Source organism: Pantoea sp. EKM101V, assembly GCF_011800325.1.
Taxonomy (GTDB): domain Bacteria; phylum Pseudomonadota; class Gammaproteobacteria; order Enterobacterales; family Enterobacteriaceae; genus Pantoea; species Pantoea anthophila.
Map to the genome: position 1 here is coordinate 1 of NZ_JAALFP010000005.1, position 23,059 is coordinate 23,059.

The following is a 23,059-nucleotide window of genomic DNA, read 5'->3' on the forward strand; positions in this document are numbered from 1 at the left end:
GGAATTGGTAGACGCGCTAGCTTCAGGTGTTAGTGTCTTAACGGACGTGAGGGTTCAAGTCCCTCTCTTCGCACCAACGTTGTCATCCTCCTGCTTCATTCATGCTTTCTTCCTGTTCTGACCGTTTCTTTGCCGTTTCAGGCTCGCCTTCTGATTTTTACACCTTCTCTGTTGCGTAAGCATGACACCCCTGCACTGTTGCTAATTCAGATGAAAATTCACGGAAACCGCCGCCAGTCCGGTCGCTAATGCCAGGCAGGATGGCAGCAGCAGATAGTGACGCAGGCGCTGATGAAAGAGCATCACCACCGTCAGCAACAGCGCAACGATCATCACCATTCGCCACTGACTGAATCCCGGCTCCCATAGGGCAAACAGCGGCAGCGCTATGCACGGCAGCAGAACCCCCCACGCACTATCCAGTTTTTTGCCCAGTGCCCAGCTGATTCCCCACAGGCCGCAGGCCGCTACGATCGCTATCCCCATGACGCCAACCTCAAATGATAAGCATTCCCATTATCATATGACAGTTTTTCCCGTTCTGCAGCCTGTTTTTGGCTGGCCCGGCGCTGAAGATGACAGATCATCTGGAAAATGCTAGATTGCGGCCGATAACACCTTTAATAACAGCACTAGCAATATTTGCTCATTGTCCTGCAGACCCCTCCTTTCTGCTGGCTTGCGCTTTGGTATTTCAGGGTCGTCACGAGTATTTATAATGAAATTACAATCATATGAAGAACTGAAGCAGAGTAAATACCGGCTTTCAGTGATGCTTTTCCTGTTTTTAAATATCGCCGTTTCCCTCTTTTATCTGCTGCCAATAATGAGCACGGAAAAAAGTGAGACGACGCTGCCGGTTATGTGTGTCGCCGCCTTCAGCTCCCTCACATTAATTGCCCATTTAATCTGGCCCAAAGTTAAACTCCCCCTGTTAAATCCTGTTGCGCTGCTATTAGGGATCTTCTGGGCCTGGCATATTAATTATCGTTTCCATCTGGTGTTCTATTTTGATGGTGGCTTTCTGATTATCAGCCTGATCAGCGTGTTATTTATCAGCGCCATCGCCCTGAGCGATTATCTGGTGGCTTTCTGTCTGCACGTCGCCCCGCCCGTTCTGACCGTATTGCTGCTCGACAATGGTCAGCATCTGCCGCTAATTCTGCTGACCATCTCCCTGCCGCTGATCGGTTTTTCATTGCAGCACCTGATGCGCCGCCGGGCCGACAACTTTACCCTGCGTCTGATGCATCAGCTTTACGAAGAGAAAGAGACCTTCAGCGACCTCAGCATGCTCGATCCGCTGACCGGGCTGTATAACCGCCGTGGCCTGAAGAACCGACTCGACAATATTCTGGAAAACCACGCCGGCAGCCACTTTGTGCTGTTGCTGGATATCGATCACTTCAAGGCCTACAACGACAATTATGGCCATGCGATGGGCGATCAGGCGCTGGCGCGGGTCTCGGTAGCGATCCGTGATGCGGTGCGTTCGCGCGATGTCGTTACCCGCTATGGCGGTGAAGAGTTCCTGGTGCTGATGACCAACGTGAACAGCTCCATTGCGATGAAGCTGGCAGAGCGCATCCGTCAGTATGTGGTGGATTTAGAGATTCCCCATCTGTTCAATGAGACCGTGTCAACGCACGTCACCATCAGCGCGGGGATTGCGCCGATTTACGACAACGAGTTCGACCAGGCCGTCGCCAATGCTGACAGCGCCCTCTATGTTGCGAAGAACCAGGGCCGGAATACCATTCTCGCCTGGGAAGATTTACCCAGAGAGGCGCCTCACACCGCAGAAGAGCCCGTATAACACGCTGATAACCGGCGTCTGCCCCTGTTGATCTGACCGATCTGTCGCGGTCATCGCCGGGCTGATTTCTCCTCTCCTCCCCTGCTGTTTTTACCGCCAGCAACCGCACGCTTTTACGCCGCTTGTAGAGTTAATCAATAACGATTATCATTTGCTTTCTTATCTACACTTTTCGCGAGTCGTCATGGCAACCGCTTCAGCTCAGGAACAGCGTTTCAGCGCTCAGTCGATGATCTTCCGGCAGAATGACCGTCCACTGGCAGAAAGTCTGTATGAACGGCTGCAACAGCAGCGCAGCTATCTGCTGGATTCGACCAGGCTCAGCCAGTCAGCCCCGCGTGATGCACAGACCCTTGCCGTCTGGTCACACGCTGACGCCTTCGCCCCGCTTATCCGGCGCTACAGTGACTACCTCTATCGCGATCATCCCGATGCGGTGCGTGAAGCGAAACCCGTGCTCTCACTCTGGGCGCAGTGGTATTTCGGTCTGCTGATCCCGCCGCTGCTGATGGCCCTGCTACAGGAGTCCCGCGCGCTCGACTGCTCGCCGGAACACATTCGTGTCGGTTTTCATGAGCATGGCCATCCGGCCACCTTCTGGATTGATGTGCAGGAGGATGAGGAGGCGCGCTATCTCAACCCGCTGCAGCGCATCGACCGCCTGATTCAGCAGCATCTCATCCCGGCCGTGAATGGCATTACGCAGCATGGTGACATCAACGCCCGCCTGATCTGGAACAACATGGGGTTCACCTTCCAGTGGTTCCTGGGCGAGCTGAAAAGCCAGATAGATGAGACGCTGGTCCTGCAGCTGGAACAGGCGCTGTTCTTTAACCAGCGGCTGCTGGATGGCAGCGACAATCCCCTCTATCGCACCATGATCCCGCGTGACGGTGAACTGGTGCGGCGCAGCTGTTGCCAGCGCTATCGCATTCCCGATGTTCAGCAATGCGGCAACTGCACCCTGAGCAGCAGCTAAACAGACCCGATTCCCGCGAATTCTCCGTTTATCCCGTTTACAGGCACAGAGGCTTGTGGCAATTTTTACGCCTTCGATCAGCCTGGAGAGAAAGATGAGTCTGGAGTCTGTGCGCCAGTTCTTCGCCGAACACGCCCCTGAAATTGAAATTATTGAACTGGCAGAGAGCACCGCAACGGTCGGGATGGCCGCTCGCGCCCACGGCGTGACGCCAGGCGAAATAGCAAAAACCCTGTCGCTGAAAGTGAAAAACGAGGTGGTGCTGATCGTGACGCGAGGCGATGCCCGGCTGGACAATCGCAAGCTGAAAGCGGCGCTGGGCGCGAAAGCGCGCATGCTGAGCGTTGACGAGGTGATTAACTGGACCGGCCACCCGGTGGGCGGCGTCTGTCCTTTCGGTCTGGAAAACCCGCTGACCGTTTACTGTGATGTTTCACTGCGCAGTTTTGAAGAAGTCTTACCTGCCGCTGGCGCCATCCATAGCGCCGTCCGCATTTCGCCGCAGCAGATGGCTGAACTGACGAATGCCCGCTGGATTGATGTCTGCGAAGCGATCTGACCCTTTACTTCTGCTCAGCTAATCAGGCGTCTGAAAGCCTGCTCAAGGATCGATAACAGCAGCGTGTTATCGACGCGATGCAGGACATGCACCGAGGCGCCGCACTGCTCGGGCACACCGACAGAGAGCCTGAGCGGCTGCCGATAACGCCAGCTCTTGCCGCGCGTGGCACCGGGACGCAGCTCGATGTCGACCCGGTAATCGATCCCTGAGGCGACACGTTGATTCAGCAGCCAGGCGACCACCAGCGCATCGTGGATCCAGCATCCCGCCAGCTGACGGGTCTGCATCGAATAGTCGATCCACGGACGCAGCGTGTCGCGCACAAAGTCGGCCAGCGGATGATCGACGGCGGTCAGCCGGGTCAGATCCTGCTGGGTCAGCAGCGTCTGCGTGGTGACATCCATCGGCACCAGCGTTACCGCAGCACCACTGTGCAGCACCTGGTGCGCTGCTTCCGGGTCCAGGCCGAAGTTGGTGTCTTTGATATAGTCATCCAGCGCAAAGACGCCTCCCATGACCACAATCTCCGCCACCGATTCGGCCATCGCGGGATAGCGCTGCATCGCCAGCGCCACGTTCGTCAGCGGGCCAATCGCCACCAGCGTAATCTCGCCCGGATTGTCGCAAATCAGCCTGCCGATAGCGTCAGCCGCGTCAAATCCGTCCGCGCTGACATCGGCTGGCTGACGGACATCCTGCCAGAGATCGGCCAGTGCCAGCTGATTAACCCGGTTGTCGAGCGTCTCGCGCCACGGCGCCGGATCTTCCTGCAGCGCCTGTGTCGCCCCCTGCACCACCGGGATGGTGAGTCCCAGCCGGGCAATCAGATCTTTCGCCACGCGCGCGCCCACCTCACTCGGCGTATTGCCCGCCACGGTGGTGATTAATTCCAGCGACAGGCCGGGTGAGGCTAAGGCCAGCGCAATCGCCAGGCCATCATCGGTGTTGGCACCTGCAATTCCATTACCGGGATCGCAATCAATAATGATTCTTTTCATCTTCTTATTCGTTAACTCTGAGATTGCGGCGTGCAGCCGCAGGATTCACCGATTTCAAGATAGTGTGGAAACTCCTTTAACTGGGCTTCGCTCTGCCCCTCTTTCAGCATGTGGATCGCCGCACGCGCCATCTCGCGCAGTGGCTGACGCACGGTCGTTAATGTCGGGACATGAAACGATGACTGATTGGTGCCGTTAAAGCAGACCAGCGCGACATCCTGTGGCACCCGGATCTGATGCTCCGAAAAGGCCCGCACTGCGCCAATCGCCTGACCTTCGTTGCTGGTGAACAGCGCGCGTGGCACGCAGCCACGGGCAATCATCGTCTGCACCGCTTCATATCCCCCCTGTGGGGTGTAGCTGGCGGGAAACATCAGCGATTCATCAATCGGCAGGCCGCGCTCCTGCATGGCATCGCGCCAGCCCTGAATACGATCCTGCGCGTTAAGCATATCGACCGGACCGGTGATGATGCCGACCTGCTGATAGCCGTGGCTCAGCAGATGTGCCGTGACCTGCCAGGCCGCCTGGCGCTCATTGACGCGCAGCATGTTCACGCCCGGCTGAGGTTCCACCCGTTCCAGCATCACCAGGGGCGTGCCGCTCGCTTTAATCAGGTCGATGTATGGATGGCGATCGACGCTGTTATAAAACAGGCCATCGACCTGCCGGTTGAGCAGCCCCTGAATAAGCTCCAGTTCGCGCCGGCGATCGTCACCGGCATCGCCCAGCAGCATGACATGACCGTGATTCATCGACTCCTGCAACAGCACGTGCGCCATGGAGGCGACAAACGGATTGCCGATGTTCGGCACGACCAGACCAAAGGTTTTGGTGTTGCCGGACGCCAGCGCCCGTGCAGCCGCATTGGGCCGGTAACCGGTCGCTTTAATCGCCTCCAGCACCCGCTGCCGGGTCGCCTCGGCGACCGGACGCGGCCCGTCGTTAATGACATAACTGACAACTGCCACTGAGGTGCCTGCCGCTTTCGCCACTTCACTGCGGGTCACTTTTCCCGTTAACGACTTAGGCACATCACTTTCCTCCCTAAAAAAACAGGCCGCTTTACACGGCCTGCTGCTTATTTCGTTTTGCCCTGTCAGATGGCGTCATCAGGCAGATTGAGATCCCGCCCTCGCGTCTCAGGCGCAACAAAGGTGGTAAAGAATCCAATCGCGGCCATCGCCGAGAAGTAGACCGCAATCGGCCACCAGTGTCCGGTATAAGAGAGCATAGCAGCCGCAATCAGCGGTGCCGTGCCGCCGGAGAGAATCGAACCCAGCTCCTTCGCCACCGCCATTTTGGTGTAGCGATGATGCACGCCGAACATCTCCACGCCCCAGGCGGCCTGCACACCAAAAATACCCAGCGACGCCAGCCCCATGCCCACCACAATTACCGGAATGACCAGCATCGGTTCACGCGTATCCAGCAGCGTAAAAGCGGGCCAGGCGTAGAGCATCAGCAGCAGACAGAAGACGCGATACACGATCCGGCGACCAAAACGGTCAGAGAGCCAGCCCGCAAAAGGGATGATCAGGAAACCCAGCAGCGACGCAAGGAACACTGCCGTGGTCGGGACCGATTTATCCACCAGCAGAACCTTCGCGACATAGCCGACGATGAAGCCCTGCGACAGATAGGAGGGGCCATTTTCACCGATGCGCAGCCCCACCATCGTCCAGAAGGCACGGGTGCGCTGGAAGAACGGCCGTGTATCCTTCACCGGCGGGGTCGCCAGCACACCGGCGCGCGCCGCCTCCATCTCCGCTTTTCTGCGCTCAAAAACCGGGGTTTCGCGCAGATGACGCCGGATCCACAATGCCACCAGCGCGATCAGCGCACTGCTGAGGAAAGGAATACGCCAGCCCCACGCCAGCAGGCTCTGCTGATCCATCTGCACCACCAGCAGCCAGACCAGCGACGCCAGCAGTGTGCCGCTGTTAGAGCCCAGCGCGATAACGGAAGCGACCAGCCCGCGACGCTCTGCGGGCGCATACTCGCCCAGCATGACCGTACCGCCAGAGAGCTCTGCACCCGCGCCGAACCCCTGCGTGAAGCGCAGCAGGACCAGACAGGCGGGTGCCCAGACGCCAATCGTGGCATAGCTGGGAATTAAGCCGATAAAGGTGGTGGAGGCCCCCATCAGAATGATGGTGGTGATCATGACCGCCTTTCGCCCTTTGCGGTCGCCGAGCCAGCCGAAGAAAAGTGCGCCGATAGGCCGGGCAACGAAGCCGACTGACCAGGTGGCAAAGCTGGAGAGCAGCGCCATGGCCGGTGTCGATTCGGGAAAGAAGACATCGCCGAAGATGATACCGGCAGCCAGACCATAGAGCGCGAAATCCGCGTACTCCATCGCCGTTCCAAGCCAGCATGAGAATGTGGCGCGCCAGAAATCTTTGCGGCCTGAGGGGGTATTAAACCGCGCATCGGCGGCTGAAGAGGATGACAGTGATGCCTGCTGCTTAACGGAATTGTGTGCCGTCATAACCCTATCCCTGAATGCGTATGCAGATCGATAAACGCCCGTCCATGGGTCGATTCCCTGATAAAAGCGGAATTCCCCGGTGGCGACGTTCAGTTGACTAACCATGATGAAAGGTTAAAGGATTCCCTGGTGTTGGAATCATCTGCCTCGCCCGTTTTCGCCGATCTTTTTTAACCGGTCACTTAAACTGAGCGAATGTAACTTAACAATCGATGGAGCCGACTGTGCATCGAGCACCGTGAGCAATCACTGGGGACCTAGTGTATCTACGCGCGTAGATAAATCAAGCGATCCCGACGCAAAATGTTAGTCAGACTTCACTATCACAGTGCGTCATCATGGTTTTTTATCGCAAATTCAGCCAGTTAACGGCGCCTCACTTTGCACAAAAAAAAGTCATCACTCGCGTTAAGTCAGCACTTTCTCTAATCATTAAGCATGATAAACAGGCGCGGCTGCTTTCATCGGGCTCTGTTGTCGCACAGCTCTGTGACCGCAGGATGACACTCAGGCTCAGGCTGAAAAATCGCTGCGCGCGCAAATAATGCGTTACCCTGAAAAAAAGGCCAGGCAGAGAATGTATGACCATTATTCTGATGCGACACGGTAAACCCGATCATCAGGCCGCAGGCCGTCTGAGCGTGCAGGCGCTGGCAGACTGGTGCGAAGCCTACGATCGGTCACAGGTCAGTGACGGACCGCCCCCGCGCACTGTCCACATTGCCCGTCAGGCGGCGGTTGTTGTCTGCAGTCCCCTGCCCCGCGCGCAGTCCTCCCTGAGTCAGCTTGGTCTGCAGCCGCATGAGGTGAATGCTCTGTTCAGCGAAGTTGCCGTGCCGATGCTGCGAATGGGCGCGATGCAGCTGCCGATCCTCTGCTGGCTGGCGCTGCTGCGGCTGCTCTGGTTCTGCGGATATGCGGGTGATGCGGAGTCGCTGCCTCATGCGCGCCAGCGCGCCGCGGCGGCCGCAGAAAAGTTAATCGGGTACTCCGCTCAGGGCACCGTGCTGCTGCTGGGCCACGGCATCATGAACAAGATGATTGCCCGGGAATTACGTAAACGGGGCTGGCAGGCGGAGAAGCATGCCAGCAGCCGCCACTGGAGTTCCGCGATCTATCATCGCCCGTTTATCTGATCGAGCGAAAAATAGCCCAGCACTTCACACCCCGTTCCCACACGCGGCGTGGCAATCACTTTACGCTGCGCCAGATCGATCACGCTCAGCGTGCCATCATCCTGATTGGCAATCAGCAGCTGCTTTTTGTCGGGGGTAAAACAGCCATCCATCGGCATGTTACCCACCGCGATGTCACCCAGCGGGTTCAGTAAATCGTCAAACAGCGTGACCAGGGGTTCCTGATCCCCTATGGCCACCAGCTGTTCGCCATCGTCGCTGAAGCGCACCACCTGGCAGGGCTGCTGATGGCCCGGCAGCGTCAGGCGCTGACGGATGCGGTGGCTTTGCCGATCGATCACATAGAGCAGCGGCGCGTCAGCCGCGCTGGCGACCAGATAAGGGTGTTTCGGTGAGGCCGCGATACCGGCAATCGGGCCAGGCAGCAGAATGGTGTCGATGACCCGCCCTTCCGCCTCACACAGATCCACCACCGTGATGGTGGCATCCTCTTCGTTATCGGTGAAGAGCTTGCGGCCGCTGGGAGAGAGCGTCAGGCGATGCGCATTGTGCGAAGGGATCGGAATAACTTTTTCGACCTTGTCACTCTGTGGATCGATCACCGCCACGGCGGCGCTCTCCTCACAGCAGAGGTAGACTTTACCGTCGCGCCCCAGCTGACCGCTGTGGGGTGCCCGCAGCGGCGAGAGATCGATAAACCCGCCGATCGTCCGACGCGCTAAATCAATGACCGCCACTTTATGACCCGGATGGGGATTGTCGCCATGCACGCCGTCGCCATAGACCGGCACATAGGCTTTACCCCAGGGGGCCAGCATCAGGAGTTCATGCGGGCGCGGTGGAAAGGCGTTCAGTTCCCGCTCAACCGCGAACGTCTCCGGATTAAGAAACAGGACGCGATTGCCCCGCTTATCGACCGCCAGCAAACCCCATGATTCACTCTGCATGTGCGCTCCTTTCTCAGTAAGTTCTTCTTAAGCGTAGACAATGCGCTTCAGGCTGTCTGATTCGGCGGATTGATGAGCCGGGCTTACGTCACACATTAAGCGCAATCGCGCCTGCTCCCTCATCCCCGTAAGCACCCCGGTCCCGCGATTCAGATATTCCTTAATAACGGCGCGTGCCGGGATGAAATAAATGATTAATTACGGCCATAGTTTTATTTTTATTTCATGCCCGGCCTGATTCCGTTTTATCCTAAAGTCAAAAAAAGGCATAGCTAATCAGTAAATAATGTTTTATTAAAAAGGTGCAGTGCAATTCCAGATAGCCGTGAGGAAACTACCGCGCGCTCAGGCACTGCGTCGCCACCAGGGAAACCCTTTCAATAATTCCCGCACGCATCGGGGTTGCAGCCAGTCTGTAATGCCGCCTGTTTCCGCCACATGCGAACAGGCAGAGTCTGCACTATGACGGGAAAATAAAAATAACAGGTATATCATGACTGCACATCGCCAACGTCCAGCGCATAAAATCTGGCGCAACTGGAAAAGAATATCGTTCAGCAGCCAGATGTTATGGAATAAAAAACAGCAAAGACTCTGTCGGGCGCCGGAATATGATCCGGGTCAGGAAGATAATGTCGTTTTAATCGCTCAGCAGAAAGATCTGCCGGAGATTCCAAAGATTGTCTGGATGGTCTGGCATAATGAACAGCTGCCTGCCTCGATGGCGCTCAATATCAGCAAAATACGGCGGGATAATCCCGATCACCAGGTTTATCTGGTGACACAGCGCACCCTGTCGCAATGGCTGCCCGACCTCCGGTTTATCTCAGCCGATCTGACGCTGGCGCATAAAAGTGAGATCATCCGGCTGGAACTGCTTCACCGTTACGGCGGCATCGGCATTGACTGCAGCACTCTGCTGTTTGAGGATCTCGCCTGGGTGCATCGCGTTCACGAGGCGCGGTCTCTGGATCTGATCGGCTACTACCGTGAGCAGTCAACGCTGAACCTGCTTGCGCCGGTCATTGAAAGCTGGTTTCTGGCCGCCCCGGCGCAGAACCCTTTTATCCGTGAATGGCTGAAACAACTGGCCCCGGTTAAAAATGTCGGCATCCGCAACTATTTTCATGAGCTGCAGAAGCGCGATGACTTTCCGCTGCTTGTGCAGAATATGGATAACCCGTCCCGTCAGCTGCTCTCACTGGCGCAGCAGGTGGCGATGCGTGAATACCGGCGGGCCAATCTCTATCTGCGTAAAGGTGAAGCCAGCGCCTGGTATTATCAGCGCCTGCACGCCGACAGCAGCAGCGCCTTTGCGCAGTCAGTGCTGTTTCAGCAGCGTCCCCAGACGCCGCCACCGATTATTAAGTTAACCGGCAATGAGCGGCTGCATCTCGACTTCAATCTGCGTATCGGCCTCTATAACCGCAGCAGCCTGATTGGGGAGATGATGCATACCCGTTCGCCGGGACTGGCACTGCCCTCAGTGGTTAAAGCGGGCGCGTAACCAGTGTGTAAAGGTGGTGACCGCGCGCGGCACCTGTGCCGCCCAGGGTCGCACGATCCACAGGCGGGCGGCAAAAGCGCCGACCGGCTGCCACTCCGGCAACACCCACTGTAACGATCCCGCTGACAGCGCCTCACGGGCGCTGAAGTCGGGCAGCATGGCAATGCCCAGACCCTGCAGGGCCGCATCGCGGATCGACTCACTGTTGTTGGTGGCAAAACTGCCCTGAATCTGCACCTGAACCGTTTCGCTCTCCCCCGGCGCGACAAACCGCCAGCGCGGTGACTCGACGCCGCGCGGGTAGTAAAGGCAGTTGTGCTGCGCCAGTGCCTGCGGCCTCTCCGGCACCCCCTGCGCCCTGAGATAGGCTGGCGAGGCCACCAGCACGGTCTGCGTGTCGCACAGTGGCAGCGCCACGTGCGTTTCCGGCAGCGTGTCACAGTGGCGAATCGCCAGATCAAACCCCTCGCTGCTCAGCGAGACAAGGCGATCCGTCACATCCAGCTGCAGGCGCACCTGCGGATAGTCGTGCAGAAACTCGCCGATAACCGGCACCAGTTGCTGGCGGGCAAACGCCACGGGTGCGGTGATGCGCACCAGACCCCGCACCGGCCCGGCGGTATCCCGCACGCTGAAAAAACTCTGTTCGATGCGGGCAAAAGGCTCGCGCAGCTCCTCCACCAGCTTCTCACCGGCGGAGGTAAGCCGCACGCTGCGCGTGGTGCGCTGCACCAGCATCAGACCCGCTCTCTCCTCCAGCTCTTTGATCTTCTGGCTCATCGCCGCTTTGCTGACATCCAGCCGCGCTGCCGCACGGGTGAAACTGCCCTGCTCTGCCAGTACCGTCAGCCAGTGCAGATGCTCCCACAGGGTGTCCGTCTTCATCTCTTTCATCAGCATTGTTCACAATAATGAATAATCATTTCAGGCTACGCGCTTTTTCCCGCCGGATAAAGCCGTCACCATAGGCCTCTTATTTCTCAGGAGAAACCGCTATGCCACTGCTGCAATTTGATGTTATTGAGGGTCGTTCAGAATCAGAGCTGCGTACATTACTGGATGCCGCGCACCGGGCCGTGCTGACCGCCTTTAACGTGCCGGAACGGGATCGCTATCAGATTGTTCATGAAAACAAACGCTATCAGATGGTGTTTCAGGACACCGGGCTGGGATTCAGCCGCAGCGATAATCTGGTGATGGTGCGGGTCTTTACCAGTCCGCGCAGCAGCGAACAGAAACAGCGGTTTATGGCGGAGCTGGCGCGCGAACTGCGTGAGCATTGCGGCGTGCAGGGCAACGATCTGATGATCAGCTTTATCACCAATGACAAAGGCGACTGGAGTTTTGCCGACGGGGAAGCGCAGTATCTGACCGGCAAACTCTGAAAAGCGGCCCGGACGCCTGCTCTGCTGACGGTGCGCGCCAGCCACCGTCACGTCTGCTGAACGCCCGGCAGGCACGACACAAAATCCCTCTGCGCTTCCTCGCACAAATCCGCCGGATATGTTGCAGCCCGATGACAGCCAATATAGATTGTCGAAAAACCATCCCCCGACGATGGCCGGTTGCGTGACGCCCCGCGCCCCCCCTGCAGAGAGAGGATTTCCCGTTGTCCGAATTTGTGTCAGTCGTGCTGTTTCTGGCTGCTATTGCTATCTATTCCTGTAAAGCCGGGCGTAACAGATTCTGGTTTATGCTTGTTCTTGTTCTGCTGGTGATATTTGTGGTGCTGAACGCCACCCTCTACGCCAGCAACTATTTCACCGGCGACGGCATTAACGATGCGGTGATCTATACCCTGACTAACAGCCTGACCGGCGCGGGCGTCAGTAAATATGTGGTGCCGGCCATCGGGCTGATCATCGTGCTGTTTCTGCTGTTCTGCCTGCTCTCCTGGGTGCTGCGGCGGCGTAAGCGTCCTCATCATCTGGGCTGGTCGCTACTGGCGGCCGCCTGCGCGATTGGCTCGGTGCAGACCACCCCCGCCTTTCGTCAGGTCGCGACGCTGATCGTGTCGCATACCCAGCTGGCCGATTCTGACTTCGACACCTTCTACAAAGTGCCGCGTAACCGCATTGAACAGCCGCGTCTCAACGTGGTTTATATCTATGGCGAGAGTTTAGAGCGCACCTATTTTGATCCGATTGCCTTCCCCGGCCTGGCACCTGAGCTGAGCCGTCAGAAAGAGCAAAGTATCGATTTCAGCCAGACTGAACAGCTGCCGGGCACCGATTACACGATCGCGGGCATGGTCGCCTCACAGTGCGGCATTCCGCTGTTTGCCCCGTTTGACGGCAATGCGTCGGCGTCACTCTCCAGCTTCTATCCGCAAAATGTCTGTCTGGGCGACATCCTGAAAAACTCCGGCTATGAGAACTGGTTTATTCAGGGTGCCGATCTGCGTTTTGCCGGTAAGGATGTCTTCCTGAAATCGCACGGCTTCGATCCTGCCAACCTCTATGGTTCGCAGGAGCTGAAAAGCCGCGTCGCCGATCCCAGCTACCGCAATAACTGGGGCTATTATGACGACACGGTGCTGGACGAAGTCTTTGAGAAGTATCAGGCGCTCTCCCGGGCCGGTAAACCTTTTGCGCTGTTTACGCTGACCGTCGACACTCACCATCCTGACGGATTTATCTCGCGCAGCTGTCAGCGCCGAAGCTACAGCATTGAGGGAAAACCTAACCAGTCCTTCAGCGCGGTCGCCTGTTCACAGGAGCACGTCGCGCGGCTGATCGAACGCATCAAAGCGTCACCGTGGTTTAAAAATACCGTGATCGTGGTGAGTTCCGATCATCTGGCGATGAACAACACTGCACATCCCTGGCTGATCAAACAGCCGCGTCGCAATCTCTTTATGGTGATCCGCGGGGATAAACCGCAGGCGGAGCTGCTGGAGGCAAAGCGCAGCACGCTGGATAATGGCGCTACGCTGCTGGATATTCTCGGCGGCGATAATGCGATAGGTCTGGGCCGCAGCAGCCTCTCTTCGCTGTCGCTCTCAACGCAGTTTGACGATATGAAGAGCAAGGTCATGAGCTGGAAGCCCGATATCATTCAGCTCTGGAACTTCCCGAATAAGATGGAGAACTTCACCGTCGATCAGACGAAGAATACCTTCAGCTTCTCCGGGACCACCTTTAAGCTGCCGATTCTGTTCCGCATCAGCGACAAACACGTTGAGCCGATGCCGGAAGGGGAATATTCGGCACCGCTGCGCTATCAGCTGGCCGATTTCGCGGCAGCCGATAAATTCGTCTGGGTCGATCGCTGTTTTAAAATGGCGCGACTCTGGCAGCCGTCGCTGGCCCTCTCCGGCGATCTCTGTGTGGCGATGGGGCAAACCGGCGGCACACCGTCCGTTACTCACATCGATAAACCGCAATGGAAAGGCCGGGTGCAGTTCCCGGACGGGCCGATCAGCGATGCACGTTATCAGCAGAATCTGGCGCAGATCCGTATCGAAGATAACAATATCCGCTACAGCGCTGACAGCTTCCGGCTTGATATCCCCGGCGCGCCGCTGAGTGTGAAAAGCTTCAGCGGCATCTCACGCCCGGAGAGCTGGGGACGCTGGTCAAATGCCAATCTCGCGCCTGAGGTGCATATCGACTACGTCGAAGCCCTGCCCGCGAAGTTTGATCTGGTGATCACGGCGCGGGCTTACGGCGCGAATGTGCACCGGCCGATTCCGGTTCGCGTGGGCACTCAACAGCAGCTGCTGTCGCTGGGCGAAGCGATCTCGACCCATACGCTGCATTTTGATAACCCGGACGCCAGCCACCAGCTGGTGATCGCCCCGCCTGAACCTCAGCTGAGCAACACCGGCAATATCACGGGGCAGGACCCGCGCAAACTGGGCATTGGCATGGTCGAACTTAAAATCGTGCCCCAGCCTTAATCCCCTCTTTTCTCTTCAGGCCTCTGCCTGTTTTGCAGAGGCCTCTTACTTTGTCGCCACCGCTTCAGGGCCTGCCGCGCAGCGCTTCCAGCTTCTCACGCTGCTGACCATCGGCGGTAAAATTCTCCTCCGCCAGCCAGCGCTGCAGCCCCCTTTTCACCTGCGGCCACTCGCGATCGATGATCGAAAACCAGCTGGTGTCGCGCGAGCGACCTTTGTAGACAATGGCCTGGCGGAAATCACCTTCATACTGAAAACCGAGGCGTGCCGCGGCTCTGCGAGAAGGCGCATTGCAACTGTCGCATTTCCACTCATACCGGCGGTAACCCAGGGTGTCAAAGGCGTACTGCATCAGCAGGAAATGCGCCTCTGTTGCCATGCGCGTCTGCTTCAGACGGGGCGAAAAAGCGACATGACCGACTTCCATCACCCCATGTTCAGGCTGGATACGCATTAACGACAGGCTGCCCACCGCCTCTCCGGTGGCGAGGTCGATCACGGCGAAATGCAGCGGGTCGCGGCTGGCCTCCAGCTGCCGGAGATAATCCTGCCACGCCTGGGGATCATCGAACGGCCCCATAAACATATAGGTCCAGTCGCGCCCATCTTCCGCCAGCGCCCAGGCGTCAGACAGGGCCTCTCCATGCCGCGTGGCGCTGAAGGGCTCCAGCCGACACGACTGACCGGTGAAAACCTGATGTTGTGGCAGAGGACGCGGCTGCCAGTCTGGCAAAGGCTGGCCGACCGGCTGACCATAGTGATTAAGGTGTTGTGACATATCGCCTCCCGGCTGCAGATAGTGTCAGCAGAGTGCCACGTTCCCGGCCACTTAAAAAGCCTGGCCCTCAGGCAACATCCCGGATCCCTTGCCCGTAAACAGTCTGACGCGCCGGGCTGCTCTTCAGCAGGCCGGCGCAGCAATCGAGTGGCGGATCATCAGATGGGCGTCGAAGCGCGGCACGGGGCCAGGTGCCTCGCCGCGGATGGCGGCGATCAGACGTCGTGCGGCTTCACGGCCCATTTCATAGACCGGCTGCGCAATGACCGTCAGCGGTGGCGTCACAATCTCACTCCACGGGAAATTGTCATACATCACAAAAGAGAGATCGGCCGGGATACGCAGCCCGCGCTGCGTCACTTCGCGCAGCAGCCACATGGCGACCACGCTGTCAGACGCCACCAGCGCGGTGGGCGGCTGCGGACGCTGCCACAGCGCCGCGACGATACGGCTAATCGATGCCTCGTCCAGCGCGTTCACCTGCACCAGCGATGGATCAAACGGCACGCCTGCGTCAGCAAAGGCCTGCATCATGCCGCCCACGCGCTGGGCAACCGGCGTCAGGCCAAAATCGTCTGGCGTGCTGTAGTCAGTGGTCAGCGCCATGCTGGTGATATAGGCGATATGGCGATGACCCGCGGCCAGCAACCGGGCCGTGACATCTGCGGCCACGTCGGTAAATTCACAGCAGACCGCGTCCACATCAAGACCGGTTACCGCGCGATCAAACAGCGTCAGCGCTCTGCCCTCTTCCTGCACCTGTATCAGATGCGCGTTCTGCTCCAGGGCTGAACAGCAGGGCGCAACGATAATGCCATCGACCCGCTTTTCCAGCATCACCCGCACCGCATCCTGCTCCGCCTGCAGCTTTTCATCACTGTTGCTCAGCAGCAGATGGTAACCCGCCGTGCGCGCCACGTCCGCCATGCCACGCAGGGCCAGACCAAAGTGAGGATTCTCAATATCGCCGACAATCACCCCGATAGTATTGGAGCGGCCGGTGTTCATACTGCGCGCCAGCGCATTGAGCCGGTAGCCCAGCGCGGAGGCGGCGCTGTTGACCCGCTCCTGTACCTCATCGCTGACCGCGCCATAGCCACCCAGCGCGCGCGCCGCCTGGGCTTTGGAAACATTTGCTGCGCGCGCCACATCTGCCACGGTCGGCGCTTTGGATCGTCTGTTCTGGCTGGTCATAATTATTTCGAATCACAGGTTGATGACAGGAATATTGACGCCGAAAAAAGGCTGTGCTTAAACTCATTGTAACTCCTTGAGACCGGTCTCACAATGTTTCTGTCTTAAGGTGCCACCTGCGTTGAGACCGGTCTCAATCAGAATTACTGGCTCAACAGTCTCTGATGTTTAAACCTGCAAAAACGGATGAGCTATGAAATCGCAAATCACACTGGGCAAACTGCTCGGCACCGCACTCGCACTCTGTTCACTGTCGTTCTCTGTTCTGGCCGCCAGCGACAACAATCCCTATGGGCTGATCGAACCGGGTCAGCTTCGCATCGCCAGCGTCGGCGACTCAAAGCCTTACACCTTCACCGACGCCAGCGGTCAGTTCACCGGCTTCGACGTCGAATTTTTCAGAAATGTCGCCCACCGCATGGGCATCGATAAGGTCGATTTTATTGGTCAGGACTTCTCGGCCATCATGCCCGCGGTCGCCAACGGTCAGTACGATGCGGCGGTGGCGGCGATTGGCATCACCCCGGCGCGGGAAAAAACGGTCGATTTCTCCACCGGCTATCTGGCCGGATTCCTCACCGTTCTGACCCGTCATGACAGCGGCGTGAAAGATGTCGCCACGCTGGCAAAGCACCGGCTCGGCGTGGTTCAGGGCACGCTCCAGGAGAACTATGCCGTGGAGCACTTCCCGCAGACCGATCTGGTGCGCTTCCCGGATAACAACAGCGCGGTCTCTGCGCTCAACAACGGCACGCTCGACGCCGTCTTCCTCGACTACGAGGCGGCCAAAAGCTACGCCGAACGCTTTAAGCTGGTTTCTGCCGCCGATATCCCCTCTTTTGATGCACCGGCGGGCATTGCCATTGCCAAAGGTAAACCCGCCTTCAAGGCCGCGCTGGATAACGCCATCAAGGCTGCGATGCAGGATGGCACCTGGCAACGGCTCTATCAGAAGTGGTTCCCCGGATCGCCGATGCCAAAACAGTATCTGCCTGGCGGTCAGTAAAGAGGTGGACGTTTACGTCCTGAGTTAACCGGGGGATGCCCCGCTCTGCAAGGAGACGGCGATGGAGCTGCTCACGATTCTTTCCCGCACCTTCTTTGATTTTTCATCAATGAGGGAAGTACTGCCGCAGATGCTGACCACCGGGCTGGTCAACACGGTGATTATCTCACTGGCGGCGACGCTGCTCGGCACGCTGTTTGGCCTGCTGCTGGCGCTGATGGGCATCTCGCCCTCGCGCTGGCTGCGGGTGCCTGCCCGGCTCTATACCGATCTGTTTCGCGGTCTGCCTTCCATTCTGACCATTCTGCTGATTGGTCAGGGTCTGGCGCGCTTCAGCTATCAGCTGTTCGGCCCGACACCCTATCCGCTGGGGATCTTCGCCCTCAGCCTGATCGCCAGCGCCTACATGGGCGAGATTTTTCGCGCCGGTATCCAGAGCGTGGAACGCGGCCAGCTGGAAGCGTGCCGTGCGCTGGGGATGAGCTATGGCCGGGCCATGCGACGGGTCATCATCCCACAGGGGATCCGTCGCGTGCTGCCCGCCATCGTTAACCAGTTCATCGCCATCATCAAGGATTCGTCGCTGGTCTATCTGCTCGGCCTGATGACGCAGCAGCGTGAGCTGTTTCGCGTGGGTCAGGATGCGGCGGTGCTGACCGGCAACCTGTCGCCCCTGATGCTGGCAGGACTCTTCTATCTGATGATCACGGTGCCGCTGACGCACATGGTCAACTATGTCGATGTGCGCTACCGCACCGGACGCCGTCGTCTGACGGCCCCGCAAAGCGGTCTGAAAGAGGTGGATGAGGTCAGACCGTCCGGCGGCGCCGTTCTGGTCACTCACCCCCGGATGGGAGGCAACCATGAATAATCTGAATGGCGCGAGCTGGCGCGGCGCCAGCCTGGAGCTGCGCAATCTGACCCTCGCCTATGGCCCGATTGAAGTGCTGCGTAAGGTCTCACTGCAGGTGGCCCCCGGCACCACCACCTGCATTATCGGGCCATCAGGATCGGGTAAATCGACCCTGCTGCGCGGTATCAACCGGCTGCACGAACCGCAGTCGGGGGATGTTTTGCTGGCCGACCGCTCCGTGCTGCGCGACAAGCCTGATGCGCTGCGGCTGCGGATTGGCATGGTGTTTCAGCACTTCAATCTCTTCCCCGATCACACTGCCCTGGAGAACGTCGCCCTCGCCCCCTGGTGTGTCAAAGGCCTGCCCAAGGCGCAGGCGATGGCGATTGCGCGTCAGCGGCTGGAAGAGGTCGGTTTAGGTCAGCGCGCCGATCACCGGCCGCGCGATCTCTCCGGCGGGCAGCAGCAACGGGTCGCGATAGCCCGGGCGCTGGCGATGGATCCGGAGGTGATGCTGTTCGACGAGGCCACCTCCGCGCTTGACCCCGAACTGGTGAAAGGGGTCCTGACGCTGATGGCGGATCTCTGTCGTCGCGGCATGACGATGGTGGTGGTGACACATGAAATGGGCTTTGCGCGCAAAGTGGCGGATCAGGTGGTGTTTATGGACGAAGGCGAGATTGTGGAAGCCGGGCCGCCAGACGCCATTTTTGACGCGCCGCAGTCGCCGCGCCTGCAACGTTTTCTCTCTGAAGTGCTGTAACTGAGCAAGGAACCTGACAATGGCGGTAAAAACTGAAATGAAGGTGGTGGTACTGGGCGGTGGCGTGCTGGGTGTTTCGACGGCGCTGGAGCTGACAAAACGCGGGGCGGCGGTGACGCTGGTGACCGAGGCGGAGGTCTGTTCCGGCGCGTCGGGACGTTCACTCTCCTGGCTCAATTCGGCGGGTGAGCGCTCCCGGCCCTATCATGCGCTGCGCATGGCGGGCATCGATCGTTATCGCACGCTGTTTGCGCAGCACCCTGACCTCGACTGGCTGCGTTTTGATGGCGGACTTTGCTGGTTCAGCAACGATGTGGCCGGGACGCAGGCGCGACACGCCTATGAGAAGGCGCACGGCTACGACTCTCAGCTCATGAGTGCCGATAACGTGGCGCTGGCGGATGCGACGGTCGATCCCGATGCGCTGCCGTCGCAGGCGATCTTTAATCCGGGTGAAGGCTGGGTCAGCCTGCCGCACCTGGTGGATTATCTGCTGAACCAGTTCCGGTCACGCGGCGGCGAAGTGATCGAACACGCCGGTAAAGCCGCCGTGATCACCGACCAGGGCCGGGCCTGCGGCATCCGCAGTGACAAGGGGGAGATGCGGGCGGATGCGGTAGTGGTCGCCTGCGGCCCCTGGACCCCGGACGTGGTCGCCCCGCTGGGCGTGACGATCCCCAATGGTTCGCCGGTCTCGATGCTGGTGATCACGGAACCGGCCGGGCATCAGCTGAAAGCGGTGCTCAACACCCCGCGCGCCGCCATCAGACCAAATCCCGGCAACCGCTACGCGCTGGACCATGACTGGTATGAGGCGGATATCCAGCCGCTGGCCGACGGCGATTACCATATTGATGAACATGTCGTGGCCACGCTGGCCGCGGAGGCGAGCCGGCTGTTACGCGGCGACGAGCCGCTCAGCGTGCAGAGCTGGAAGATTGGCCTGAAGCCGATTCCGGGCGATGGCGATCCGGTGCTGGGTGAACTGCAGAAGGTGCCGGGCTGTTATGTGGCCTTCACCCATTCGGGTGCCACGCTGGCGCTGATTGTCGGCGAGCTGCTGGCGGAGGAGATCGTGACCGGTGAAAAGCATCCGATGCTGGCCAGTTTTGGGGCTGAGCGCTTCGGCTGAAAAAAAGCCGGTCATCACGACCGGCTGATTATTTTAGCCACGGAAGAAGATATCACCCGATTTCCCCATGACGATTTTGCCGGTGTCATTGGTAATCAGGATGTAGTTGGCGTTGATGTAGGCCCAGTGGGTGTTCTCCTGCGGGGCAGGCAGATTGCGTTTCTGCCACTCAACAATGGTGTAGGTTTTATCCGTGTACTTCTCTGGCACCGTGTCACCGATGTTGTACTGTTTGTAATCGATGATGATGGTGCTGAGATCGTAATTCGGGCGCGCACTGTTGGCCGTTGACGGCGTGGTGGGCGTCGTCGGCGTAATGCCATCGTTAGACGGTGAGCTGGTCGGTGCCTGGCTCTGCGCGGCACCGTTGTCCGGCTGGGCGCTGCCTGCACCAGACTGCGGCTGGGCATCCGGGTTAGCGGGCTGGATCTGCGGCGGAGGCGGAACGCTGTCGGTGGCTTCGCCAGCCGCCTGAACAGCAGGGATCAGGCTCAGTGAGCCAACCAGTAATCCCATTGATAAAAGTACACGTTGAGTCCTGCGCATAATGATTTCCACGTTGAATTTTGACAGTCAGGCTAAATTTATCGCACTTCAGTTCCGGCGCGATGACGCTATGTGCCAGGCAACACAGCGCAATTCACTTTATGGCGCCCTGGTCAGCGGTAACGGATCGCTGTGCGACCACTTTATCCTGAGTTGCCAGATCGACCAACAGCGCAATGCCTAAATAGTTACTCCAGTTAAAACCGTTCTGCAGCACCACAATCGCGTTATCGTGACCTTTATCGTAGCCGATAAAACTCGCGTAGCCGCCGATGTAGCCCACCTGATAGGTGATCGGCTGCCCGTCTATCGTCTCGGTGACCCAGGCGATATTCTGCGTTTGTGCGCCCTGCCGGTACCAGGCACGGTTCACCGCCGCAAACGCCCTGTCCCGTTCTGCATCACCGGTAGCCGTAAGGTGCGCGCGCAGATAGCGACTCAGATCGCGCGCGCTGCTGTAAAGGCTGGCCGCCGCCACCATGTTGCCGTGAAAATGCCAGTCAGGCGTTAGCGCCCCGCGGCGGATAAATTTTGGCTGATCGCCGGCGTGGCCCAGCGCGCGCCACGGATAGCCCGCCAGCGTTTCCGGCTCAAAACTGCTCTTATCCATCTTCAACGGGGCGAAGATAAGCCGGGACGCCAGCGTCTGGATATCCTGATGAAAGCGCTCGCGCAGAATGAAGCCCAGCAGCGCATAGCCGAGATTGGAGTAGCAAGGCCTGCGAACCGCCGGAGCAGAGAAATCCGCCAGGTAACTCAGCACGCTATCGCTGTCCAGATTGCCGTAGAAGTTCTCGCCCGTGCCGAGATAGCGGATGAACTGGTGCAGCATCGGCAGATCCATATCCTGCCGCGGCAGACCGGAGGTGTGCGTCACCAGCTGCAGCAGCGTGATGCGGCGTGCGTCACGACTCAGCGGCACGCCCGCGGGCAGCAGATCGGCCAGCGTGTCGCTCCAGTGCAGTTTGCCCTGATCCACCAGCTGGATAATCACCTCCGCCGTCACGCCCTTACTCAGCGATCCCAGCGCAAACAGGGTGTCCGGGGTCACCGGATAGCGATGCACCCGGTCAGTGACGCCAAATGAATAGTAGTATGTTGGCTCGTCATGATGGATGACGGCAATGCTGATGCCGGGAACCTGCTTCTGCTGCATGTAGTGCTGCACGATGTCATCGACATTTTCGTTGAAGGTGGCATGCGTCAGGTAGACACGATCGCTGACCGGGGCGGAGGTTTGCGACAGGGTGCCACAGCCGGTCAGCAGAACGATCGCCGCCGGGATCCCGCAGGGTCTGCCGATCCGCTGAGCGACCTGAGCCAGCCGTCTGAGGCAGAGCGCAGCGATCCGGCTGCCAGAAAATTCCTTTTTCATAGAGTAATCATTCAGTTAAGTAGTGTTATCGCGCAGCAGGCTGGCCGTAGCGCAAAAAGATACCATAAAGTGCGGCGGGCTATCGCCTGCATAATGGGGTAAAAGGGGGGTTAAACGCAGGTTAACCCTGCTGATGCCGGACAGCGTTAGCTGTGTTGCTGCCCGCAAGGGTGTACACTGCTGCGGTTTTAAGGCTCAACGCCGCGCTGAAATTTAGATATGCCCGGGAGGCAACCGCATGAAAGAAGGCCCACTGACCGAAAAAGAGCTGCAATGGCTGGAAGATATGCTGGAAAAGTATGGCAGCGAAGCGTCGATTCTCGATGTCTCCGAACTCGATGGTCTGCTGACGGCGATCCTCTCCGGTCCCGTAACCGTGGAACCGAGCCAGTGGCTGGTGGCCCTGTGGGGTGGCGAGAAACAGATTCCGAAATGGAGCAACGAGCGCGAAATGACGCGCTTTATGTCGCTTTGCTTCCAGCATATGAATGACGTGGCGGACCGCTTAGCGGAATTCCCGGAGCAGTTTGAACCGCTGTTTGGCATCCGGGAGATGGAAGGACTGGAGTTTACCGTGGTGGAAGAGTGGTGCTTCGGCTATATGCGTGGCGTCGCACTGACCGACTGGTCGGCTCTGCCCGCGGATCTGCAGCCTGCGCTGGACGCTATCGCCCTGCATGGCACCGAAGAGAACCTCGAAAAGCTCGACGCCATGACACCGGAAGAGATGGAAGCCAGCATCGAAGCTATCCGCCCCGCTGCGCTGGCGCTGCACGATCACTGGATCTCGCAGCCCGAGGCGGTGCCGGTGCCGCAACAGCCGGTGACCGTCGATAAGCAGCCCGGCCGCAACGATCCCTGCCCGTGCGGCAGCGGCAAAAAATATAAGCAGTGCTGTCTGCATTGATCGAACGGAGTGCGTTCTGATCGGCCGGGTGGGGTTCTGCCCGGCCGATTTAATCTGCCGATCGCCAGCGATCTGACCGCTGTCACCCCGCCCGCCCCCGCAATCCTGTAGAGTGGTCACGACTTGAACAGCTTCACGCTTATCGCTAAGGTAAGCGCGATTTTACCT

22 protein-coding genes are annotated in these 23,059 nt (G+C 58.7%); 12 read left to right on the plus strand and 10 right to left on the minus strand.

Features of this window, described 5'->3' with window-relative positions; genetic code table 11:
- Positions 1-201: 201 nt before the first annotated feature.
- Positions 202-486, minus strand: a complete 285-nt coding sequence (locus tag HFD92_RS09445) for a DUF1435 domain-containing protein (protein WP_111207685.1) — start codon at positions 484-486, stop codon at positions 202-204.
- A gap of 232 nt (positions 487-718) precedes the next feature.
- On the opposite strand from HFD92_RS09445, the gene HFD92_RS09450 reads away from it, so the two are divergent.
- The 3 genes from HFD92_RS09450 (at position 719) to HFD92_RS09460 (ending at position 3,354) form a co-directional block, all read left to right on the plus strand.
- The gene (locus tag HFD92_RS09450) at positions 719-1,816 is read left to right on the plus strand and encodes a diguanylate cyclase (protein ID WP_046101167.1); all 1,098 of its coding nucleotides are present in this window, start codon (positions 719-721) and stop codon (positions 1,814-1,816) included.
- Between the two features lie 184 nt (positions 1,817-2,000).
- Positions 2,001-2,795: a siderophore-iron reductase FhuF gene (gene fhuF / locus HFD92_RS09455; RefSeq protein ID WP_033736411.1), complete on the plus strand. Its 795-nt coding sequence runs from the start codon at positions 2,001-2,003 to the stop codon at positions 2,793-2,795.
- A gap of 94 nt (positions 2,796-2,889) precedes the next feature.
- The gene (locus tag HFD92_RS09460) at positions 2,890-3,354 is read left to right on the plus strand and encodes a YbaK/EbsC family protein (protein ID WP_046101165.1); all 465 of its coding nucleotides are present in this window, start codon (positions 2,890-2,892) and stop codon (positions 3,352-3,354) included.
- A gap of 14 nt (positions 3,355-3,368) precedes the next feature.
- Here the strand turns inward: HFD92_RS09460 and HFD92_RS09465 are convergent, their stop codons facing one another.
- From HFD92_RS09465 to HFD92_RS09475, 3 genes are all read right to left on the minus strand, one after another.
- A complete protein-coding gene (locus HFD92_RS09465; RefSeq protein WP_009092274.1) occupies positions 3,369-4,355 on the minus strand; it encodes a nucleoside hydrolase in 987 nt (328 codons plus the stop codon).
- Positions 4,356-4,366: 11 nt separating this feature from the next.
- A complete protein-coding gene (locus tag HFD92_RS09470) occupies positions 4,367-5,389 on the minus strand; it encodes a LacI family DNA-binding transcriptional regulator (protein ID WP_058958268.1) in 1,023 nt (340 codons plus the stop codon).
- A gap of 65 nt (positions 5,390-5,454) precedes the next feature.
- Complete coding sequence (locus tag HFD92_RS09475) at positions 5,455-6,846, minus strand: MFS transporter (protein WP_167428826.1); 1,392 nt, start codon at positions 6,844-6,846, stop codon at positions 5,455-5,457.
- 581 nt (positions 6,847-7,427) lie between these two features.
- On the opposite strand from HFD92_RS09475, the gene HFD92_RS09480 reads away from it, so the two are divergent.
- Positions 7,428-7,982 (plus strand): histidine phosphatase family protein, encoded by a 555-nt coding sequence (locus HFD92_RS09480; RefSeq protein WP_009092279.1) that lies wholly within the window; start codon positions 7,428-7,430, stop codon positions 7,980-7,982.
- On the opposite strand, the gene HFD92_RS09485 is transcribed toward HFD92_RS09480, so the two are convergent.
- Positions 7,964-8,929, minus strand: a complete 966-nt coding sequence (locus HFD92_RS09485) for a WD40 repeat domain-containing protein (protein ID WP_167428827.1) — start codon at positions 8,927-8,929, stop codon at positions 7,964-7,966. The two genes, HFD92_RS09480 and HFD92_RS09485, sit on opposite strands and share 19 nt — an antisense overlap.
- Positions 8,930-9,422: 493 nt before the next feature.
- On the opposite strand from HFD92_RS09485, the gene HFD92_RS09490 reads away from it, so the two are divergent.
- Positions 9,423-10,436 (plus strand): glycosyltransferase family 32 protein, encoded by a 1,014-nt coding sequence (locus tag HFD92_RS09490; protein WP_046101160.1) that lies wholly within the window; start codon positions 9,423-9,425, stop codon positions 10,434-10,436.
- Here HFD92_RS09490 and HFD92_RS09495 read toward each other — a convergent pair.
- Positions 10,413-11,330, minus strand: a complete 918-nt coding sequence (locus HFD92_RS09495) for a LysR family transcriptional regulator (protein ID WP_167428828.1) — start codon at positions 11,328-11,330, stop codon at positions 10,413-10,415. The two genes, HFD92_RS09490 and HFD92_RS09495, sit on opposite strands and share 24 nt — an antisense overlap.
- 101 nt (positions 11,331-11,431) lie before the next feature.
- On the opposite strand from HFD92_RS09495, the gene HFD92_RS09500 reads away from it, so the two are divergent.
- Together HFD92_RS09500 and opgB are read left to right on the plus strand one after the other, a co-directional pair.
- On the plus strand, positions 11,432-11,821 hold the full coding sequence (locus tag HFD92_RS09500; RefSeq protein ID WP_009092284.1) for a tautomerase family protein: 390 nt from the start codon (positions 11,432-11,434) through the stop codon (positions 11,819-11,821).
- Positions 11,822-12,045: 224 nt separating this feature from the next.
- Positions 12,046-14,337, plus strand: coding sequence for a phosphatidylglycerol--membrane-oligosaccharide glycerophosphotransferase (gene opgB / locus HFD92_RS09505; protein WP_167428829.1), 2,292 nt, complete (start codon positions 12,046-12,048; stop codon positions 14,335-14,337).
- Between the two features lie 64 nt (positions 14,338-14,401).
- Here the strand turns inward: opgB and HFD92_RS09510 are convergent, their stop codons facing one another.
- Entirely contained in the window at positions 14,402-15,115 is a 714-nt protein-coding gene (locus HFD92_RS09510; protein ID WP_167428830.1) for a GNAT family N-acetyltransferase, read from the minus strand.
- Positions 15,116-15,238: 123 nt separating this feature from the next.
- Positions 15,239-16,309, minus strand: a complete 1,071-nt coding sequence (locus HFD92_RS09515; protein ID WP_058958262.1) for a LacI family DNA-binding transcriptional regulator — start codon at positions 16,307-16,309, stop codon at positions 15,239-15,241.
- 193 nt (positions 16,310-16,502) lie between these two features.
- Between HFD92_RS09515 and HFD92_RS09520 the strand changes: the two genes are divergently transcribed.
- The 4 genes from HFD92_RS09520 to HFD92_RS09535 all read left to right on the plus strand — a co-directional run bounded on the left by HFD92_RS09520 (position 16,503) and on the right by HFD92_RS09535 (position 20,063).
- Complete coding sequence (locus HFD92_RS09520) at positions 16,503-17,315, plus strand: ABC transporter substrate-binding protein (RefSeq protein ID WP_058958261.1); 813 nt, start codon at positions 16,503-16,505, stop codon at positions 17,313-17,315.
- 61 nt (positions 17,316-17,376) lie between these two features.
- A complete protein-coding gene (locus HFD92_RS09525; protein ID WP_009092289.1) occupies positions 17,377-18,186 on the plus strand; it encodes an amino acid ABC transporter permease in 810 nt (269 codons plus the stop codon).
- Entirely contained in the window at positions 18,179-18,931 is a 753-nt protein-coding gene (locus HFD92_RS09530; RefSeq protein ID WP_009092290.1) for an amino acid ABC transporter ATP-binding protein, read from the plus strand. The genes HFD92_RS09525 and HFD92_RS09530 overlap by 8 nt, the downstream gene beginning before the upstream one ends.
- A gap of 19 nt (positions 18,932-18,950) precedes the next feature.
- The gene (locus HFD92_RS09535) at positions 18,951-20,063 is read left to right on the plus strand and encodes an FAD-binding oxidoreductase (RefSeq protein ID WP_111207675.1); all 1,113 of its coding nucleotides are present in this window, start codon (positions 18,951-18,953) and stop codon (positions 20,061-20,063) included.
- Positions 20,064-20,096: 33 nt separating this feature from the next.
- Here HFD92_RS09535 and HFD92_RS09540 read toward each other — a convergent pair whose 3' ends face one another.
- Both HFD92_RS09540 and HFD92_RS09545 read right to left on the minus strand, forming a co-directional pair.
- Positions 20,097-20,609, minus strand: a complete 513-nt coding sequence (locus HFD92_RS09540; protein ID WP_033736413.1) for an RcnB family protein — start codon at positions 20,607-20,609, stop codon at positions 20,097-20,099.
- A gap of 94 nt (positions 20,610-20,703) precedes the next feature.
- Positions 20,704-21,984, minus strand: a complete 1,281-nt coding sequence (locus HFD92_RS09545; protein ID WP_185185200.1) for a serine hydrolase — start codon at positions 21,982-21,984, stop codon at positions 20,704-20,706.
- Between the two features lie 238 nt (positions 21,985-22,222).
- On the opposite strand from HFD92_RS09545, the gene HFD92_RS09550 reads away from it, so the two are divergent.
- Positions 22,223-22,891, plus strand: coding sequence for a YecA family protein (locus tag HFD92_RS09550; RefSeq protein ID WP_046101153.1), 669 nt, complete (start codon positions 22,223-22,225; stop codon positions 22,889-22,891).
- The last annotated feature ends 168 nt before the right edge of the window (positions 22,892-23,059 follow it).

Coding starts and splice junctions, on each gene's coding strand:
- fhuF (WP_033736411.1), top strand. CDS start 2,001: ATGGCAACCGCTTCAGCTCAGGAACAGCGTTTCAGCGCTCAGTCGATG.
- HFD92_RS09495 (WP_167428828.1), bottom strand. CDS start 11,330: ATGAAAGAGATGAAGACGGACACCCTGTGGGAGCATCTGCACTGGCTG.
- HFD92_RS09545 (WP_185185200.1), bottom strand. CDS start 21,984: ATGAAAAAGGAATTTTCTGGCAGCCGGATCGCTGCGCTCTGCCTCAGA.
- HFD92_RS09530 (WP_009092290.1), top strand. CDS start 18,179: ATGAATAATCTGAATGGCGCGAGCTGGCGCGGCGCCAGCCTGGAGCTG.
- HFD92_RS09515 (WP_058958262.1), bottom strand. CDS start 16,309: ATGACCAGCCAGAACAGACGATCCAAAGCGCCGACCGTGGCAGATGTG.
- HFD92_RS09510 (WP_167428830.1), bottom strand. CDS start 15,115: ATGTCACAACACCTTAATCACTATGGTCAGCCGGTCGGCCAGCCTTTG.
- HFD92_RS09475 (WP_167428826.1), bottom strand. CDS start 6,846: ATGACGGCACACAATTCCGTTAAGCAGCAGGCATCACTGTCATCCTCT.
- HFD92_RS09460 (WP_046101165.1), top strand. CDS start 2,890: ATGAGTCTGGAGTCTGTGCGCCAGTTCTTCGCCGAACACGCCCCTGAA.
- HFD92_RS09490 (WP_046101160.1), top strand. CDS start 9,423: ATGACTGCACATCGCCAACGTCCAGCGCATAAAATCTGGCGCAACTGG.
- HFD92_RS09485 (WP_167428827.1), bottom strand. CDS start 8,929: ATGCAGAGTGAATCATGGGGTTTGCTGGCGGTCGATAAGCGGGGCAAT.
- HFD92_RS09500 (WP_009092284.1), top strand. CDS start 11,432: ATGCCACTGCTGCAATTTGATGTTATTGAGGGTCGTTCAGAATCAGAG.
- HFD92_RS09540 (WP_033736413.1), bottom strand. CDS start 20,609: ATGCGCAGGACTCAACGTGTACTTTTATCAATGGGATTACTGGTTGGC.
- HFD92_RS09450 (WP_046101167.1), top strand. CDS start 719: ATGAAATTACAATCATATGAAGAACTGAAGCAGAGTAAATACCGGCTT.
- HFD92_RS09465 (WP_009092274.1), bottom strand. CDS start 4,355: ATGAAAAGAATCATTATTGATTGCGATCCCGGTAATGGAATTGCAGGT.
- HFD92_RS09525 (WP_009092289.1), top strand. CDS start 17,377: ATGGAGCTGCTCACGATTCTTTCCCGCACCTTCTTTGATTTTTCATCA.
- HFD92_RS09445 (WP_111207685.1), bottom strand. CDS start 486: ATGGGGATAGCGATCGTAGCGGCCTGCGGCCTGTGGGGAATCAGCTGG.
- HFD92_RS09535 (WP_111207675.1), top strand. CDS start 18,951: ATGGCGGTAAAAACTGAAATGAAGGTGGTGGTACTGGGCGGTGGCGTG.
- HFD92_RS09520 (WP_058958261.1), top strand. CDS start 16,503: ATGAAATCGCAAATCACACTGGGCAAACTGCTCGGCACCGCACTCGCA.
- HFD92_RS09550 (WP_046101153.1), top strand. CDS start 22,223: ATGAAAGAAGGCCCACTGACCGAAAAAGAGCTGCAATGGCTGGAAGAT.
- HFD92_RS09480 (WP_009092279.1), top strand. CDS start 7,428: ATGACCATTATTCTGATGCGACACGGTAAACCCGATCATCAGGCCGCA.